Annotated in this window: 11 protein-coding genes; 7 read left to right on the top strand and 4 right to left on the bottom strand. The window is 61.0% G+C overall.

Features of this window, described 5'->3' with window-relative positions:
* Nucleotides 1–93: 93 nt before the first annotated feature.
* Complete coding sequence (locus tag PW792_02205; protein MDE1160739.1) at nt 94–1113, bottom strand: VWA domain-containing protein; 1020 nt, start codon at nt 1111–1113, stop codon at nt 94–96.
* Nucleotides 1114–1322: 209 nt separating this feature from the next.
* On the opposite strand from PW792_02205, the gene PW792_02210 reads away from it, so the two are divergent.
* Nucleotides 1323–2384, top strand: coding sequence for a purine nucleoside permease (locus PW792_02210; protein ID MDE1160740.1), 1062 nt, complete (start codon nt 1323–1325; stop codon nt 2382–2384).
* Between the two features lie 302 nt (nt 2385–2686).
* On the opposite strand, the gene aspS is transcribed toward PW792_02210, so the two are convergent.
* The gene (gene aspS / locus PW792_02215; GenBank protein ID MDE1160741.1) at nt 2687–4522 is read right to left on the bottom strand and encodes an aspartate--tRNA ligase; all 1836 of its coding nucleotides are present in this window, start codon (nt 4520–4522) and stop codon (nt 2687–2689) included.
* Nucleotides 4523–4744: 222 nt separating this feature from the next.
* Between aspS and PW792_02220 the strand changes: the two genes are divergently transcribed.
* A complete protein-coding gene (locus PW792_02220) occupies nt 4745–5161 on the top strand; it encodes a helix-turn-helix transcriptional regulator (protein ID MDE1160742.1) in 417 nt (138 codons plus the stop codon).
* A gap of 283 nt (nt 5162–5444) precedes the next feature.
* Nucleotides 5445–8831, top strand: a complete 3387-nt coding sequence (locus PW792_02225) for a carboxypeptidase-like regulatory domain-containing protein (protein MDE1160743.1) — start codon at nt 5445–5447, stop codon at nt 8829–8831.
* Between the two features lie 292 nt (nt 8832–9123).
* On the opposite strand, the gene PW792_02230 is transcribed toward PW792_02225, so the two are convergent.
* A complete protein-coding gene (locus tag PW792_02230) occupies nt 9124–10446 on the bottom strand; it encodes an RluA family pseudouridine synthase (GenBank protein ID MDE1160744.1) in 1323 nt (440 codons plus the stop codon).
* Nucleotides 10436–11257, bottom strand: a complete 822-nt coding sequence (locus PW792_02235) for a prolipoprotein diacylglyceryl transferase (protein MDE1160745.1) — start codon at nt 11255–11257, stop codon at nt 10436–10438. Before PW792_02235 ends, PW792_02230 begins: the two co-directional genes overlap by 11 nt.
* 419 nt (nt 11258–11676) lie before the next feature.
* Here PW792_02235 and PW792_02240 point away from each other — a divergent pair, with 419 nt between their 5' ends.
* The 4 genes from PW792_02240 to PW792_02255 are packed head-to-tail and all read left to right on the top strand — an operon-like array spanning nt 11677 to nt 17660.
* Nucleotides 11677–12573, top strand: coding sequence for a cytochrome c3 family protein (locus PW792_02240; GenBank protein MDE1160746.1), 897 nt, complete (start codon nt 11677–11679; stop codon nt 12571–12573).
* Entirely contained in the window at nt 12570–15680 is a 3111-nt protein-coding gene (locus PW792_02245; GenBank protein ID MDE1160747.1) for a TAT-variant-translocated molybdopterin oxidoreductase, read from the top strand. Before PW792_02240 ends, PW792_02245 begins: the two co-directional genes overlap by 4 nt.
* 1 nt (nt 15681) lies before the next feature.
* Nucleotides 15682–17115 (top strand): polysulfide reductase NrfD, encoded by a 1434-nt coding sequence (nrfD, locus tag PW792_02250; protein MDE1160748.1) that lies wholly within the window; start codon nt 15682–15684, stop codon nt 17113–17115.
* Nucleotides 17116–17117: 2 nt separating this feature from the next.
* A complete protein-coding gene (locus PW792_02255; GenBank protein MDE1160749.1) occupies nt 17118–17660 on the top strand; it encodes a DUF3341 domain-containing protein in 543 nt (180 codons plus the stop codon).

Here is a 17660-nt window from a genome sequence, read left to right on the forward strand (position 1 = left end):
CTTTCAGGCGCGGCATCCAAACGTAAAGCGGCCGCGGCAAACCTCACCGCGGCCACTCCTTACTCTCTACCCACTAACCCTCTACGCTCTGCCCTACGGCTCGGCCCGGGGCGCAAAGTACCCCTTCTTGGCCCTCACCTGGTACCCCTGATACCTCGGATCGGCAATCTGCAGATAGATCGTTCGGAACGACCCATCCTGCTTGAAGTCCGACGGCACATAAATCAGCGAGTACTGGCTGCGCAACTCCACTTCGATGTTCTGGAAGCCTAATGCAATGTCATCAATCTTCGTCGGATAAAACGCCTGTCCACCTGTCGCATCGGCGATGCGCTGCAGCACCTCGTCACCCTTGCCGCGCGACGGTCCCGTGTTCGTCGAGATCGTATACACAATCGTCTCTGCACGCTGACACATCTTGATCGCTTCCGACTCTTCCACGCGCGAGTAATCGTCGTCGCCGTCCGAAACCATCACAATCGCTTTACGAACGCTGATGTCCTGGCGCAGCGTCAGCATCTGGTCGCGGCACGTCTTGTACAGCGCATCGAACAAGCTCGTTCCGCCACCGGGACGCAGCTTGCGAATACCCGAACCCAGCATGTCCACGCGGTTGGTAAAGTCCTGTGTCACGTTCGTCTGCACATCGAAGCCTTCGACAAACGCACGATCATCCGGATGCATCACCTGCAGCAGGAAGTCCGTGGCAGACTGCAGCTCGAACGTAAAGCGCTGGCGAATGGAGCTCGACGTATCGATCATCAAACCCACGCGCAGCGGCAGGTTCGTCTGCTGCTTGAAGCTCAGCACGCGCTCCGGTGGACGACCATCGTCCAGCAATCCAAAGCTCTGCTGCTGTAATCCCGTGGCGAACTGGCCCTTATGATTCGTCACCGTAAAGATCAAATCGACTTCTCGCGTCGTCACCTTCAGCGGCTCGTCGGTAGAGACCTGCTGGTTCTCGACCGAACCGTTCGCCGGCGCGGTCTTTGTGGGAGGAGTCGCGGTGGGTTGCTGCGGAGCAGCCTGCGCAGGAGTTTGCGCATGCATCAGTGACGCGGAGGGCACCAGCGCAGCCAGCATCAGCAGGCGCGCGGACTTCAGGAAGTTCATGCTGCCTATGGTATCAACCGCAGCCCTCTCGTGGCACAACCTCGTTCCCCAGCCGCCAACCCCACCCCGCACCCACCTCGCCAGCCTCTTTCCAACTTGCCATCCCGAACGCAGTGAGGGACCCGCATCTCTCCCCGTCAGATCCCCCTGGCCCCTCCCCCCGCACTGTAAACTGAACTCCCAACGGAACCCTTTCCGTTGGAGCCTCCATGCCTCTCCGCCGTACTCTTCTCGCGTTCGCCGCGCTGACAGCCGCTCTGCTTGCTCTCCCAGCCCAGGCCCAGAAGAAACCCTGGCCCATCCGCGCCGTCATCGTCACCACCTACGAGCCCGGCAACGACACCGGCGACCAGCCCGGCGAGTTCCAGTTCTGGGTCGAGCGCGAGCACCTCGACGAGGTCATTGACTGGCCCGGCGGCCCCCGCGCCATCCGCGCCAATCACGACCACACCGTCCTCGGCATCGTTTCCGGCATCAACCTCGTCAACAGCACGGCATCGCTCATGGCCCTCGGCCTCGACCCGCGCTTCGACCTCACCCACGCCTACTTCATCATCAACGGCATCGCCGGCATCGACCCCAACGCCGGCTCCGTCGGCTCCGCTGCCTGGGCACGCTACGTCGTCGGCGACTTCATCCGCTACCTCGACCCTCGCGACGCCCCCAAAGACTGGCCTTACGGCTGGTTCCCCATGGGAGCCCTCAAGCCCAACCCCGACGTCATCCCCGAATCTCCCACCACCCGCCGCTCCAACCTCTACACCCTCAACATTCCCTTCGTGAACTGGGCCTACCAGCAGACCAAAGACCTCAAAATCGCCGACGACCCCAAGGTCGCCGACTTCCGCAAAGCCTTCAAGGAGTACCCCAACGCCGACCACACGCCCGTTGTGATGGAAGGCGACGACTTCGCTTCGGACTTCTTCTGGCACGGCGCTGAATCCAACAAATTCGCCGAAGACTGGGTCAAGCTCTGGACCAAAGGGAAGGGCACTTTCGTCATGACCAACACTGAAGACTCCGGCTTCATGAACGCCGTCGAGCGCCTCGGCCACATGCACCGCATCGACCCCAACCGCGTCCTCGTCCTGCGCACGGCCAGCAACTTCACCATCCCGCGCCCCGGCGAGCCGGCCGTTTCTTCGCTGACGGCCCCGTTCATCGGCGGCCGCATGGCTTTTGAAAGCGCCTACCTCTGCGGCAGCACGGTCCTGCACAAACTGCTCGACAACTGGAAGACCACCTACAGCACCGTTCCCTCAGCCAAATAGCCGGGCAGCGTCACCAACGCTGCATCACGAACGCCGCATCGCAACCCGAAGAGCGCCACGTTTCGTCCACTCCACCTTGGCGAAACTTGGCGCTCTTCGCGTCGCGGCGTCTTCTTTCCCTCGCGCCACCATAAGCCCCCGCATAGCCACAACCTTCGCGTACGTCGCGCTTAAGCTTTGCGCACTTCGCGTTAAGGCCTTCTCCCCCTCGCCACTGGCCAACGTTGAAGCAGAAAAGGGCACCCCCAAACAAAAAAGTGCGGGCCAGTCATCATGACTGACCCGCACTTTTTGAAAAGCTGTTACGACTTGCGCACAACCCGTAGGTTCAACTCCCGCAGCTGCTGCTCGTTGGCAAGCGACGGCGCATCCACCATCAGGTCAATCGCCTTCGCCGTCTTTGGGAACGCGATCACCTCGCGCAGCGAGCTCGCACCCGCCAGGATCATCACAATGCGATCCAGACCCAGCGCAATGCCGCCATGCGGAGGCGTGCCATACTCCAGCGCGTCCAGGAAGAAGCCGAAACGCTCCTTGGCTTCCTCATCGCTCATACCCAGCGAGCGGAAGATCTCCGCCTGCACATCCTGCCGATGGATACGGATCGACCCCGAGCCCAGCTCCGTGCCGTTCAGCACAATGTCATACGCCAGCGCACGAACCGAACCCTTGTCGTTGTACAACGCACCCGACTTGATGTCCTCTTCATGCGGCGACGTGAACGGGTGATGCGCCGCATCCCAGCGCTTGTGCTCCTCGTTCCACTCGTACATCGGGAAGTCCGTCACCCAGAGGAACTTGAAGTCCGCAGCCGTACCGGTCTGCTCAAAGAGCTTGTGCTTGTCCGCATACTTCTTCGCCAGGTCGAGACGAAGCTGACCCACACGCTTCGGAATCCACTGCGTGTCGTAGTTCCACGCATGCGGCGTCTCCGGCTTGGCCGTAACCACGACGATCAGATCGTCCGTCGTCAGGTTCTCGCCGTTGAACACCACCTGCTCCGCATTCAGCTTCGCTGCAAGCGCTTCCGCCAACGGCTGGAACGCCTCACTGGTGCGCAGACGAGCGACATCCAGCAGATCGAGCCCGCTCTCGCCAAAGCTCGTACGAACCTCCGCAAGCAAAGCCTTACGCGCCGAGCCCGAAAGCTCACCCACGCGAGGAATCGTGAAACCATACACCGGAAGCGTCGGATCAACCTTCAGCGTCACGCGCAGTTCAGGCGTGAGCACTTCGCTCAGGTTCACCATCGCGGGCAGACGCATATCCGGCTTGTCGATGCCGTACTTCTCGATGGCATCGTCATAGCTCATCTTGAGGAACGACTCTTCCGACAGCGTGATGCCTGCAGTCTTGAACGCCGCGCGCAGGAAGCCTTCCGCCACAGCGAAGATCTGCTCCTGCTGCGGAAACGTCATCTCCAGATCGATCTGCGTGAAGTCCGGCTGACGATCCGCGCGAAGGTCTTCATCGCGGAAGCAGCGAGCAATCTGGAAGTAGCGATCGAAGCCGCCGATCATCAGAATCTGCTTGAAGATCTGGGGCGACTGCGGCAATGCGTAGAACTCACCCGCATGAACGCGCGAAGGAACCAGGTAGTCGCGTGCGCCTTCGGGCGTCGAGCGCGTCAGCAGCGGCGTCTCTACTTCGAGGAAGTCGTTGTCAGAAAGGTACTCGCGAATCGCGCGTGAGACCTTGTGGCGCAGCACGAAGTTGCGCTGCAACTCCGGACGACGCAGGTCGAGATAGCGATACTTGAGGCGTACTTCCTCGTTCGTAATCGGCGCATCGTCCGCAATGGGGAACGGCGGCGTCTTCGACTCGTTCAGCAGCCAGCACTCTTCGGCCAGCACTTCGATGTCGCCTGTATCCATCTTCGGATTCTTCAGGCCTTCGCCGCGCTCGCGCACCTTGCCGCGAACAGCCACAACGAACTCCGGGCGCGATGCCTCGGCCTTCAGATGAGCTTCGATGGAGTCGCTCTTATCGAACACCACCTGCGTAATGCCGGTGCGGTCGCGAAGGTCGAGAAAGATCAGATCGCCGTGATCGCGACGGCGGTTCACCCAGCCCATCAGCGTTACGGTGGAGCCAGCGTCGGATGCGCGCAGTTCGCCCAGCTTATGCGAGCGTTGCAGATTGCCTAGAAAATCGAGTGTCACAATCTTTCCATTGTACGGAAAACAATTCCTTTTGGCCGTTTTGCCCCTCGTTGCACAACAGTCCACCCTGATTGGCAGGTCAACTGTTTCTTTCTTGCCGTACGGAGCTTCGCTCGTTGCGCAATGGGTGGCTGCTCTCGCCAGATGGAATAATTTCTTTCTTACCGCAGACATCCTTGCTCGTTGCACAATGGGTGCATGAGCCCGCAGACCCCGCTCTTCACCCCGCGCGAAGCCGCGCACATGCTGGGAATCAGCTACCCCACCATCAAGCAGTGGATTCTCAGCGGCAAGCTGAAAACCGTCCAAACCCCCGGCGGTCACCACCGAGTCTCGGCCACGGCGATGAAGCCCTTCCTCGCCAAAGACGCCGCCAAACCGGAGACCGAGAGCCGCCAGCGCTTCCGCCGCGTCTCCGGCCGCAATCAGTTGATCGGCCACATCGTCAGCGTCCGCGTCGAAGGCCTCATGGCCCAGATCGTCGTCGCCGTCGGCGAGCAGGAAGTCTCCAGCATCATCACGGCGGACGCCGTCCGCGAACTCGGCCTGAAAAAGGGCGATCAGGTCGCCGCCCTCGTCAAATCCACCGACGTCATGATCGAACGCGTCGACTAACGCCCTCTCAGCGTTCAGTCAGTCTCTGCCACAGTTCAATGTGCCGTCTCCAACGCAGTGAGGAACCTGCTCGCCTCCCGGCGCGCCACGAATCCGCGCGCACCTGCCTCCTTCGCGTACTTCGCGCTTAAACTTCGCGCCCTTTGCGTTAAAGCTTTCTCCCTTTCGCCCCAAATCTCCGCCGCTCAGCGCTCTTGCCTTTGAACCACCGGCGGCCCAAGCCCCACCCTCATCACAAAACATTTCCATTTCCCTAACGACTCGAATCGTATAGATTCGCTGAATGCCTTTCGTATCTATCGGTTCCCGCCAGAAATATCTGCTGGCGACACTTCTCGGCGTGTGTGCAACCCACGCCTCCGCGCAGATCCTCGCCGAACTAAAAGGCCACGTTGCCGACCCCACCGGCGCAGCCATCGCTGGCGCCCAGGTCACCTTGACGGACGCCGCCACCCACACCGCGCTGCACACCGTCACCACCAGCGCCGGCGACTTTGACTTCTCGCAGCTCAACTCCAGCCGTTACACCGTCGCTGTCTCGGCCCCGGGCTTCACCACCTTCGTCCGTAACGACGTCACGGTGAACACCGGCAACACCGTCCGTGCGGACGTCTCGCTCAAACCCGGCAGCGCAGGGGAGACCGTGACCGTCAACGAAGACCTCCCGCTGCTGCAAGCCGCCACCAGCGACATCGCGACGACGATCCCCGGCCACCAGGTCCAGGCCCTCCCGCTCAACTCGCGCAACTTCATCCAGCTCACGCAACTCGCTCCCGGCGTCGCTTTGCCTCCCGGCCAGCTTCTTCCGCGCATCAACGGCGGCCGCCCCCGCACCAACGAGTACCTCTACGACGGCATCTCCGCTCTCCAGCCGGAGCCCGGCCAGGTCGTCTTCTTCCCCATCCTCGACGACATCGCCGAGTTCACCGTCGCCGCCAACAACGTCCCCGCCGAGTTCGGCCGCTTCAACGGCGGTGTCGTCAACGTCGCCACCCGCTCCGGTTCGGCAGACTTCCACGGCAGCGTCTACGACTACTTCCGCCACGAAGCCCTCAACGCCCGCAACTTCTTCGCCCGCACAGGCGCAAAGCCGGAGTATCGTCGCAACCTCTACGGCGCCACGCTCGGCGGTCCTGTTCTCAAGGAAAAGCTCTTCTTCTTCGCCGACTATCAGGGGCTGAAGCAGCGTATCGGCGTCCCCCGCGTCTCCACCGTGCCCACAGAGGCCATGCGCTCCGGCAACTTCTCCGGCGTGGCGAAGATTTACAACCCCTGCTCCACCGTCGTCAGCCTCGCGGGCGTGGTCACGCGCACCGAGTTCACCAACGACACCATCACCGCCGGGCAATGCGCCTTCGACGCCCGCGCGCTCCAGATTCTCAACCTCTACCCGCACCCGCAGAGCACCGCCACCGCCTCCAACTACACCTTCGTCAACAATGACGACGACCACCAGAACCAGTTTGACGTTCGCCTCGACGGCAACTTCAGCGCAAAGGACCGCGGCTTCGTCCGCTACAGCTACTTCGCCGACGCCGAAAAGCCTGCCGACTTCATCCCGCTCTACGGCGGCCTCATCAGCTCCTCCGCTGCTGTCGTCGGCACCGGCAACGTCACCGGCGTGACCAACGTCCTCGGCCAGCAACTCGTCCTCAACGAGACCCACACCTTCACCTCGTCGCTGCTCAACGACTTCCGCCTCGGCTACACCCGCCGCGGCAACTCTGCCCTCGGCGCGCAGTTGAGCGGCAGCGCCAGCTCCGTGCTCGGCATTCCCAACATCCCCGCCAACTCGGCCTACGCGAACACCATGCCGCAGTTCACTTTCACCGGCTACCAGCAGCTTGGCTCGGCCTCCAGCGCCTCGGGCCGCTACCAGACCGCCGTCGGCGAACTCGTCGACACCGTCGTTTGGGCCAGGGGCCCGCACACCTTCAAGTTTGGTGCCGACCTTCGTCGCTACGAACTCAACGCCTTCGCTCCGCCCAACCCGACCGGCAGCTTCCAGTTCACGACCACCGGCACCAACACCACCAGCGGCACCGGCGCAACCACCGGCGGCAACGCCTTCGCCAGCTTCCTCCTCGGCCAGGTCGACACCTTCAACATCGACCTGCAGCAGCGCACCATCCGTCCCCGCGACTATATCCACGAGTTCTTCGCGCAGGACGACTGGCGCATCTCCCCCTCGCTTACCGTCAACGTCGGCGCACGCTGGACACTGCACATGCCCTCCACCGAAACCCATAATCAGGGCGCCGTCTTCAACCTCGCCACGCAGCAGCTTGACTACCTCGGCGTCAACGGTTTCTCGCGCTCTGCCCGTGAGCTGCACTGGGCCAACGTGGCTCCGCGCATAGGGTTTGCCTACTCGCCCAACGCTCGCTCCGTCGTTCGAGGCGGTTACGGCATCACCTTCATCGACCAGAGCGGCATCACCACCCCTTTCACCACGCCGCAGTACCCGTTCATCCAGAACGTGCAGCAGAAGACCACCGACAGCTACGTCTCGGCCTTCGCGCTCGCCAGCGGCCCCAGCGCGATTACACCCATCTCCGCGACGCCCGACGCCGGTCTCGGCCAGAGCGTCTACACCGCAAACCGCAAGATGGGCTCCGGCTACTCGCAGCAGTGGAACCTGGCCGTGCAGCAGGCTTTCACCCCGAACCTCTCGTTTGAGATCGCCTACATCGGCTCGCACATCGTGCATCTCGGTATCCCTGACCAGAACCTCAATCAGCTCACCGACGCACAGATCGCCAGCGGCCTCGCCGGTGGCACCGCCGCAACCAATCTCACCGGTCAGGTCACCAATCCGTACTTCAACGTGCTTCCACGTTCCAGTCAGCTTGGCGCTTCAGCGAAGATCGCGCACGCGCAACTCCTCAAGCCCTACCCCGAGTTCCAGAACATCGCGATCTATCGCAACAACACCGGTTCTTCGGTCTACAACGGCCTCAGCACCAAGCTGGAGCAGCGCACCAGCCACGGCCTGACCTTCCTGCTTGCCTACACCTGGTCGAAGCTCATGGACCCCGCATCCAGCGTCTTCTCCTCCACCGTGCTCAGCTCTCCGAACACCTCTTCGCTCATCATGGCCGACACCTACCGCCCGTGGCTTGAGCGCGATCTCTCCAACGGCGACATGACCAACGTCCTCTCCGTCAGCGCCGTCTACGAGCTCACGAAGTTCAAGGGCCACGGCGTCTTCACCCCCATCCTTGGCGGCTGGACGGTCAACGGCATCCTCACCATGCAGAGCGGAATGCCGGTCGCGGTAACGAACAACACCAACAACAACGCCTTTGCTGGCATCCCGCTGCAACGCCCGAACCTCATCGGCAGCCCTGTCCTGCCCTCTGACCAGCGCAACTATCTGCACTGGTTCAACACCGCAGCCTTTCAGGCCGCACCGCAGTTCACCTTCGGCAACGCCCGCCGCAACCCCGTCCGCGGTCCGGCCTATCGCGACCTCGACCTCTCGCTCGCCAAACACACCCAGCTAGGCGACAAGACAGACCTCGAGTTCCGCGCCGAGGTCTTCGACATCACCAACACCCCGGCCCTGGGCTCTCCCAACGGCTCAGTTGGAGCAGCAGCCTTCGGCCAGATCACCTCAACGGTCACCGACCCACGCGTCGTGCAGTTCGCCCTACGCCTGCGCCGCTAACCCCGTATCCGATTTGCCATCCCGAGCCAAGCGAGGGATCTGCATGTCGCCCGCTGCGCCACCCATACCCGCGAGCCACTACATCCCTTCGCGAACTTCGCGCCCAAACTTTGCGCCCTTAGCGTTAATCCGTTGCTGTTGCTGTTGCTGTTGGAGTAGAGGTGGGCTTCAGCCCACCGTCCCACCACGGCCACAAAGGGGGCTTTAGCCCCGGCCCAGCCACGAAAAGCGGGCGACAGCTTTCGCCATCGCCCGCTTTCTAAACCCTAAACCCTACGCCCTACACCCTCTTCTACCCCTGCAACTCTTCCAGCAACGCCGTCAACTCTACCGGCAACTCTGCTCGCAGTTCCATCTCTTCCCCTGTCTGCGGATGCACGAAATCCAACTCCGCCGCATGAAGAAAATGCCGCTCCGGCTCAATCACCGGCAGGGAAGGGTTCGCCGGCTTCAGCGCGTGAGGAGCGCCATACGTCGGGTCGCCCACGACCGGATGCCCCAGCGCCTGCAGGTGGACACGGATCTGGTGCGTCCGTCCCGTTTCGATGTGCAGTTCGACAAACGTGAACTTTCCGTACTCGCTCTCGAAACGTTTCAAAACGCGATAATTCGTTCGCGCCGTGCGTCCTCCGGGACGCTTCGTGGTCATGCGAATTCGACGATGCAAATCGCGTGAAATCGGCAAATCGACAGTGCCAGCGTCCTCGCGGAGGTGTCCATGCGCCAGCGCGAGATACACCTTCCGCAGGTCGCGCGTCGCGAACATTTCGCTCAACTTGCGGTGCGTTGAATCGTTTTTTGCGACCACGATCAACCCGCTCGTCTCCTTGTCCAGACGATGCACAATTCCCGGCCGCACCGGGTCCCCCGAGTTCGCCAGGGCCTGCTCGCCAAAGTGATACAGCAGGGCATTTACCAGCGTTCCGCGATTGTGCTCCACCGAGCCCGAACCCGCATGAACAGTCATCGCGGCAGGCTTATCGATCACCGCCAGATCATCGTCTTCAAAGACCACGCGCAGCGGAATATTCTCCGGCTCCGCCCGCAACGGCTCAAGCTGAGGCTCCCCTTCAATCTCGATCTGCTCGCCGCCCTTGAGCTTCGTCTTGGCCTTTGCGATCACGCCATCCATCTGCACCTGGCCGTTTTCGATCAGCAACTGCACCCGCCCGCGCGACACATCCGGCAGCGCCTTTGCCAGATAGGCATCGAGGCGCATTCCTTCGGCCACGGCCGGGGCCTTCAGCGAGCGCACGCCGTCTTCTGCTTCTAGTTCGTCGAGCACGGGAATGGCTTCGCGATCGCTCTCCAACAGCTTCAGCCCCTCGTAGCGGCGCCCGTCTTCTGACTGAATCTCGTTGCGCGTACCGATCGGGTTGGTGATGATCAGGTACGGGTTCGACGGATCGACCGGGGCCTTTGCGGCCTCCATCATCTCGTCTACGTCGTAGTAGTCTTCGCCTGCGCCTGCATCGTCTTCCGCGACCATGTCGGCGAAAGGATTCTCTTCCGCCCGGCGGACCTTTTCGTCCTCCACCTGCGTGCGGACTTTACGGTACTCGGCTTTTACTGATTTGCGACGCTTGCCCTTCGGCAGCATGTTCTTACTTGGCATGGTCGAACTCCTGATATCTCTGGTGGCCGGGCAAACGCCCGTTGGCGGAAGGGTTCGTGCGCGCGGTCCAGAACCACAGCGCGACCCCCACCAGCGCTCCAGTCAGCGCGAAAAACTGCCCCGGGTCGAGCGGCAGTGTTAACTCCTGTGATGCTGGCTGACGGAAAAAGCCAAGCAGAAAACTTCCCGTACTCCCGAGCAACAACCCCAGCGCGGCCACGGATCCTGCGTGCGAGCGGGGCAGCTTCAGGCGCCCCCAAAGCAGCCCTAACAGCAGCAAAGCGCCTGCAGCGGCATAGAGTTGCACCGGATGCGTATGGCCCAGCATCGTGTCGCCTGTTGCCACAATGCCCCAGGGTAGGGTGGTTGGCATTCCGCCCTCCGTGCCTTCGAAGAAGTGTCCCACGCTCAAGAATGCACAGCCCAAAGCCACGCACGGGGCCCACGCATCGAGTGCGCGAAGCAGCGGAACACGCTTCCAGCGCAGCCAGAGCAGCGTTGCGGCCGCTGTCAGCAGCAGTCCGCTATAGGTGATGGAAGGCAGTTGCAGTACCAACATAGGTACCGCACGAAAGATGTCCAGATGTCCCAGGACCAGCAGGAGGCGGGAGATCACAAACGCTGCCGCGACGGCAAAGACGCCCGCATCCCACAAGCGATTGCGGTCCACCCCGGCCAGTGGAGCAGAGCGTTGGGAGCCCGCCAGCCCGGCGATCAAGCCTGCCGTGGCAAAGAGAGCAAAGAGGGGGAAACGCAGCGGGCCAAAGCCGATGGTTCCTGGAAGTTCGGTCTGTAGGTGGGGTGCAAACATCGTAAGCCTTCTCTTGAGGATAGCTGCTCCGGCTGAAGCATCGGCAAGAGCGAACGGACGCGTCGTGAACTTAGATAAAAGTGAGGTGAATTAGTGCGGATTTATTCGGTTTCTAATTCGGACTAATTTGGACGGAATTTACGTCACCGTTTTGCGGTAGCAAAATGGGAGAACAAGGTTCATAGCCGCATAAAACCTGTACCTCTACGCACACCGCGAGACTGCGCGTTCGCAGAGAATACATTCAAGGTTTTATGACGGCGCGAGTATCGCACTGCAGTGACGCCGATCACTCAAAGCGGCGTTTTGTGACTGCTATACTCAAGTTCTCAAAAGCATGTTTTTCTTGGGTCGGTAAGAGTTCTGTACGGCCCAACCCTTTTGATTCAGGTTTTCGAAGAGGAAGCAGGAACGCACTCATGGCGCAAGTTTTTGACCGCAGTTCGAACGCACTGGCTCGCGCGAGCCTGGTGTTGACGGGCTTGATCGTCATCGCGCTCGGTGTGGCACTCGACCAGTTGCAGCGCTCCCCCTGGGTGACGCGTCAAGGTCAGAGGGCCGACCAGCCCGTCCCGTTCAGCCACAAGCACCACGTAGAGGGGCTTGGGCTCCAGTGTCAGTACTGCCACACGTCGGTAGAGAAGAGCTCCTATGCGGGCATTCCTCCGACGAAGACGTGCATGAACTGCCACTCGGAGATTTGGACAAACGCCGAGCTCCTTGAGCCGGTTCGTCATAGCTGGGCAACCGGCGAGTCGATCAAGTGGATTCGCGTCCACGATCTTCCGGACTATGTTTACTTCAACCACGAAATCCACGTGAACAAGGGCATCGGCTGCGCAAGCTGCCACGGCCGAGTGGATGAAATGCCGTTGATGTACGAAGAGAACACGCTCCAGATGGAGTGGTGCTTGAACTGCCACCGTAACCCGGCCAAGAACCTTCGCCCCACCAGCGAGATCTACAACATGGCGTGGGCTGGTCCTTCGAGCTCCAATCCAGTTTGGTGCACCACGACCGGCAAGGCGGGTCCCACGGCTGGCGCAGTCAACTGCGTGACCAACGACCCGGCGGTTGGTAAAAACCCCGAGATCGCGATGCTGCAGAAGACGGCAGGTTCTCCGATCATTGGCGGAAACACCAATCCCATCCCTGAGACTGGTGTTGGCGAGACCTTCTCCGATGCACCGCAGCTCGCGCTGCCGGCCAGCTATCAGAAGTTCACCAACCAGATTGACCTTGGCCACTACCTGATGGACAAGTACCACATCCGCACAGCGAACGAGCTTTCGAGCTGCGAGGTGTGCCACCGATGAGCGACGGAATGAACAAAGCTACAGTGGTAACGCACATTACGCCAGCCAACAAGATGACGCTCGCGGAAGTGCGCGCCAAGCTTGACGGACAGCGCGGCAAGCGCTTCTGGAAGAACCTGGATGAGTTGGCGGATACGCCGGAGTTTCAGGAGCTGATGCAGGAAGAGTTCCCGCGCCAGGCAGGCGCTGGGGAGTGGGTAGACTCTGTCTCCCGCCGCGGCTTCCTGAAGGTGATGGGTGCGAGCTTCGCGCTCGCTGGTCTCGCCGGTTGCACCAAGCAGCCCGACGAGCAGATCTTCCCCTACATCAAGCAGCCGGAAGACCTCGTCCTCGGCAAGCCGATGTACTTTGCCAGCGCGCACCCCTTCCCAACCGGTGCAGTTCCGGTCCTGGTGAAGTCGGATGCGTTCCGTCCCATCAAGCTCGACGGTAACCCCGAGCACCCGATGTCGAAGGGCAAGACCGATGCGTACACGCAGGCCTCGCTGCTCGACATGTACGATCCTGACCGTTCGCGTGAAGTAAAGTTCCGCGGCGCCAGCTCGTCGTGGGGCGCTTTCCAGGAAGAGTTTGCCAAGGCTGTCGCGGCAACTTCCGGCGGACAGGGCGTTTACTTCCTGACCGAGACGTTTACCTCGCCGACGCTGGCAGCTCAGTGGAAGCAGGTATCGGCGAAGTACCCGAACGCCAAGCTTGCGGTCTATGACCCGGCTATCGGTGACTCGACGTTTGCTCTCGACGCGCAGTACAAGCTCGAAGCAGCCGATGTGATCCTCTCGCTCGACGCTGACTTCCTCGGCGGTATCGCGTTCCCTGGCTTCCTTCCTCTCTCCGCAGCATGGGCTGAAAAGCACCGCTACGAAGAAGGCAAGGGCATGAACCGCACCTACGTCGTCGAAACGATGCCGACGGTGACCGGTTTCAAGGCAGACCATCGTATCGCTCTCAAGCCGTCGGATGTGGATGTTCTCGCCTCCGCTCTGGCTGGTGGCGCTGCTCCCTCGGACGCCGAGTCGCAGAAGTTTGTGGCTGCTGTTCTTGCCGACCTGAAGAAGGCTGGTTCGAAGGCTGTTGTGATCGCTGGTCCTCAGTCCAGCGCGGTCTGCCAGGCTGCAGCGAAGACGCTGAACCAGCAGATTGGTGCTGTCGGCACCACGGTGGTGTACGGCTCCTCGATCTCCGAGGTTCCGGCCGGCACGATCGACCTCAAGACCCTCGTCGCTGACGCGAACGCGGGCAAGGTTCAGTGGCTCGTTGCTATGGGCGTCAACCCCATGTACAACGCTCCGAAGGACCTCGAGTTCGCCACGGCTTTCGACAAAATTCCGAACACGGCTCACCTTGGTTCGCACCTCGATGAAACGGGCTTCTACTCGGTGTGGCACGTCAACCAGGCGCACTTCCTGGAGAGCTGGTCCGATGCCCGTGCCTATGACGGCACGATCAGCATCATTCAGCCGATGATCGCTCCGCTTTACGGCGGTTTGACCACGCACGATATCTTCCAGGTTTTGCTCGATCCGTCGATGTCCGCCTACGACGCAGTCGTCGCTACGGCCAAGACGTACATCAAGGGTGACTTCGCTACCGCATGGAAGAAGTCGCTGCATGATGGCTGGGTCGAGGGAACTGCAGGAACTCAGGTTGGCGTCGTCAAGACGGTTGCAGCTACCAAGCTGCCTGCGGGCGACCTCGAACTCCGCTTCCTCACCGATCCTTCGCTCTATGACGGTCGCTATGCCAATAACGGCTGGCTGCAGGAGCTGCCCAAGCAGGTCACGAACCTGAGCTGGGACAACGCTGCGCTGATGTCGCTCTCGACGATGGAAAAGTACGGCGTCGAAGAGAACATGGCGGTGGAACTCGAGTCCAACGGCCGCAAGATTATCGCAGGCGTTCTCATGGTTCCCGGCCACGCGCCGGAGACGATCACTGTGCACCTCGGCTTCGGCCGCCGTGCAGAGGCTGGTCGTGTGGGTGCGGGTGTCGGCTTCGACTCCTACTACCTGCGTACCGACGCTGCGGCTCACTCGGCTGCCGATCTCAAGCTGACCAAGACTGCAGGCATCTACGATCTCTGCGTCACCAAGGTGCACAACATTGAGCACCGCGGCAAGTTCGCACAGCAGGACCTCGAACACAAGCAATTTGACACGCAGGGTACGTTCTCGCTGGCCGGACACGAAGCCAACGAGCGCGGCATCATCCGCTATGCGACGCTTGAAGAGGCAGAGAAGGACGCGACCTACGCGCATCACTCGGTCGCTTCCGGCCTCACGACTGTCGATAAGGTTGGCTACAACCCCGAAGGCGAAGATCCGGAACACTCGGACAGCTTCTTCCCGGATGCGTGGCGCTACGATCGCAAACAGCCGATCGGCAAGGGCTACCAGCTCCAGTACAAGTGGGGCATGTCGATCGACCTCAACTCCTGTGTCGGCTGCAACGCCTGCATCGTGAGCTGCTACGCCGAGAACAACATTCCGGTCGTTGGTCGCGAGCAGGTCAAGGTCGGCCGCAACATGCAGTGGCTGCGTATCGATACCTACTTCGAAGGCGACCTGCACGCTCCCAAGGCGTTCATGCAGCCGATGACCTGCCAGCACTGCGAAAACGCAGGTTGCGAACAGGTCTGCCCGGTAGGCGCTACGGTGCACACGCCGGAAGGCATCAACACGATGGTTTATAACCGTTGCGTCGGTACCCGCTACTGCTCGAACAACTGCCCGTACAAGGTTCGCCGTTACAACTGGCTGCTGTTCTCTGACTTCGATACCGAAAGCCTCAAGTTCATGCGCAACCCGGATGTTTCGGTCCGCTCGCGCGGCGTGATGGAAAAGTGCTCCTACTGCATCCAGCGCGTTGAAGCTGTAAAGATCGAAGCCGACAAGGCAAACCGTGCTATCGAAGACGGCGAGATTCTGACAGCCTGCCAGCAGGCCTGCCCGACCGACGCTATCATCTTCGGCAACCTGAACGACCCGAATAGCCGCGTCGCCAAGCGTAAGAGCAGCGAACGCAACTATGCGGTGCTGGCGGATTTGAACTTCCGCCCGCGCACGACCTACACGGCCGGCGTCATCAACCCGAACCCGGAGCTTGCTTAGTATGGCGACCCACGGACCGCTGCACGATCCAGACATGGTCGATCCGCGAACCGGCGAATATGCCGTCGTCGCGCCCGGCCACAACTTCACGAGCGTAACGCAGAAGATCGCGGGCATCGTTCTGACGGCGAACACCCCGATCGCTTGGATCGGCGGCCTGCTCTTTGCCGCTACCATCGCGCTGGGTGTTGTTGCCGGCGTGACGTGGCTGGTGCTCAAGGGTGTCGGCATCTGGGGCATCACGATGCCCGTTGCCTGGGGCTTCGCGATCATCAACTTCGTTTGGTGGATCGGTATCGGCCACGCCGGTACGCTGATCTCGGCGATTCTGCTGCTCTTCAAGCAGACCTGGCGTAACTCGATCAACCGATTCGCGGAAGCGATGACGATCTTCGCCGTATGCTGCGCTGGTATCTACCCGCTGCTGCACGTCGGTCGTCCCTGGCTGGGTTACTGGCTGCTGCCGTATCCGAACACCATGAACATGTGGCCGCAGTTCCGCTCGCCGCTGGCATGGGACGTCTTCGCGGTTTCCACCTACGCGACGATCTCGGTAGTGTTCTGGTACATCGGTATGGTTCCTGACTTTGGCACGCTTCGTGACCGCGCAGTGAACCCGATCGCCAAGTACTTCTACGGCATGCTGTCGCTCGGCTGGCGCGGTTCCACCCGCCACTGGATCCGGTATGAGACGGCTTCGCTGCTGCTCGCTGGCCTGTCGACGCCACTGGTGCTCTCGGTGCACACCACCATCTCCTTCGACTTTGCGGTCGCTGCGATGGCTGGCTGGCACACCACGATCTTCCCGCCCTACTTCGTAGCCGGCGCTGTGTACTCCGGTTTCGCGATGGTGCTCACCCTGGCCATCCCGATCCGCAAGTTCTACCACCTCGAAGACCTCGTCACCGAGCGTCACCTCGACAACATGGCGAAGGTCATGCTGGCGACGGGTTCCATCGTCGCCTACGGCTACGGCATGGAAGTCTTCATGAGCTGGTACTCGGCATCGCACTGGGAGTTCTTCATGATGTGGAACCGTATGTTCGGGCCGATTGGCTGGGCGTACTGGATGCTCATCCTGACGAACATCGCTATCCCGCTGACGACGCTCTGGTCGCGTAAGCTTCGTACCAACGTGCTGTACCTGTTCATTCTCAGCTTCATCGTGAACATCGGTATGTGGTTCGAGCGCTTCGTGATCGTTGTCACCACGCTGTACCGCGACTACCTGCCCTCCAGCTGGGGTACGTACCGCGCGACGAAGTGGGATTACATCCTCTTCATCGGCACATGGGGTATGTTCACGGTTCTGTTCCTGCTCTTTGCCCGCATCGCTCCGATGATCCCGATGTCGGAAATCAAGATGATTCTGCCGCAGACCAAGGTGAATCATGGCGGCACGAACGCAGAGACTGTTGTTGAGGAGACGATCTAGCCATGCCAGTCAAAGAAGGTATCTACGGTATGATCGCCGAGTTCAACACTCCGAGTGAGCTCGTGCATGCTACGGAAATGGCCACCCGCGAAGGCTACAGCCGGATGGAGTGCTACACGCCCTATCCGGTGGAAGAAGCCGCAGAAGCGCTGGGTTTCCACAAGAATCGAGTTCCCTTGATGTGCCTCATCGGCGGCATCATGGGTTTGCTCACCGGCTACGGCCTTGAAGTGTGGCTGAACGTCTGGGCTTATCCGCTCAACATCGCAGGTCGTCCGCTGTTCTCGTGGCCCGCGTTTGTTATCCCGGGGTATGAGTGGACGATTCTCTTCGCGGGGCTTTCGACCGCGTTTGGAATGCTGGCACAGTGCGGTCTTCCGCAGCTGTACCACCCGCTCTTCAACGCTCCGAACTTCCGCAGCGGTGCACTGAACGATAAGTTCTTTCTCTGCCTGGAAGCCTACGATCCGAAGTTTTCTCCAACCGCAACGCGTGAGTTCCTCGAGAGCTTCTCGCCGGTTTCGGTGGTGGAGGTAGATCTGTAA

It is taken from the genome of Acidobacteriaceae bacterium (genome assembly GCA_028283655.1).
Classification (GTDB): Bacteria; Acidobacteriota; Terriglobia; order Terriglobales; family Acidobacteriaceae; genus Granulicella.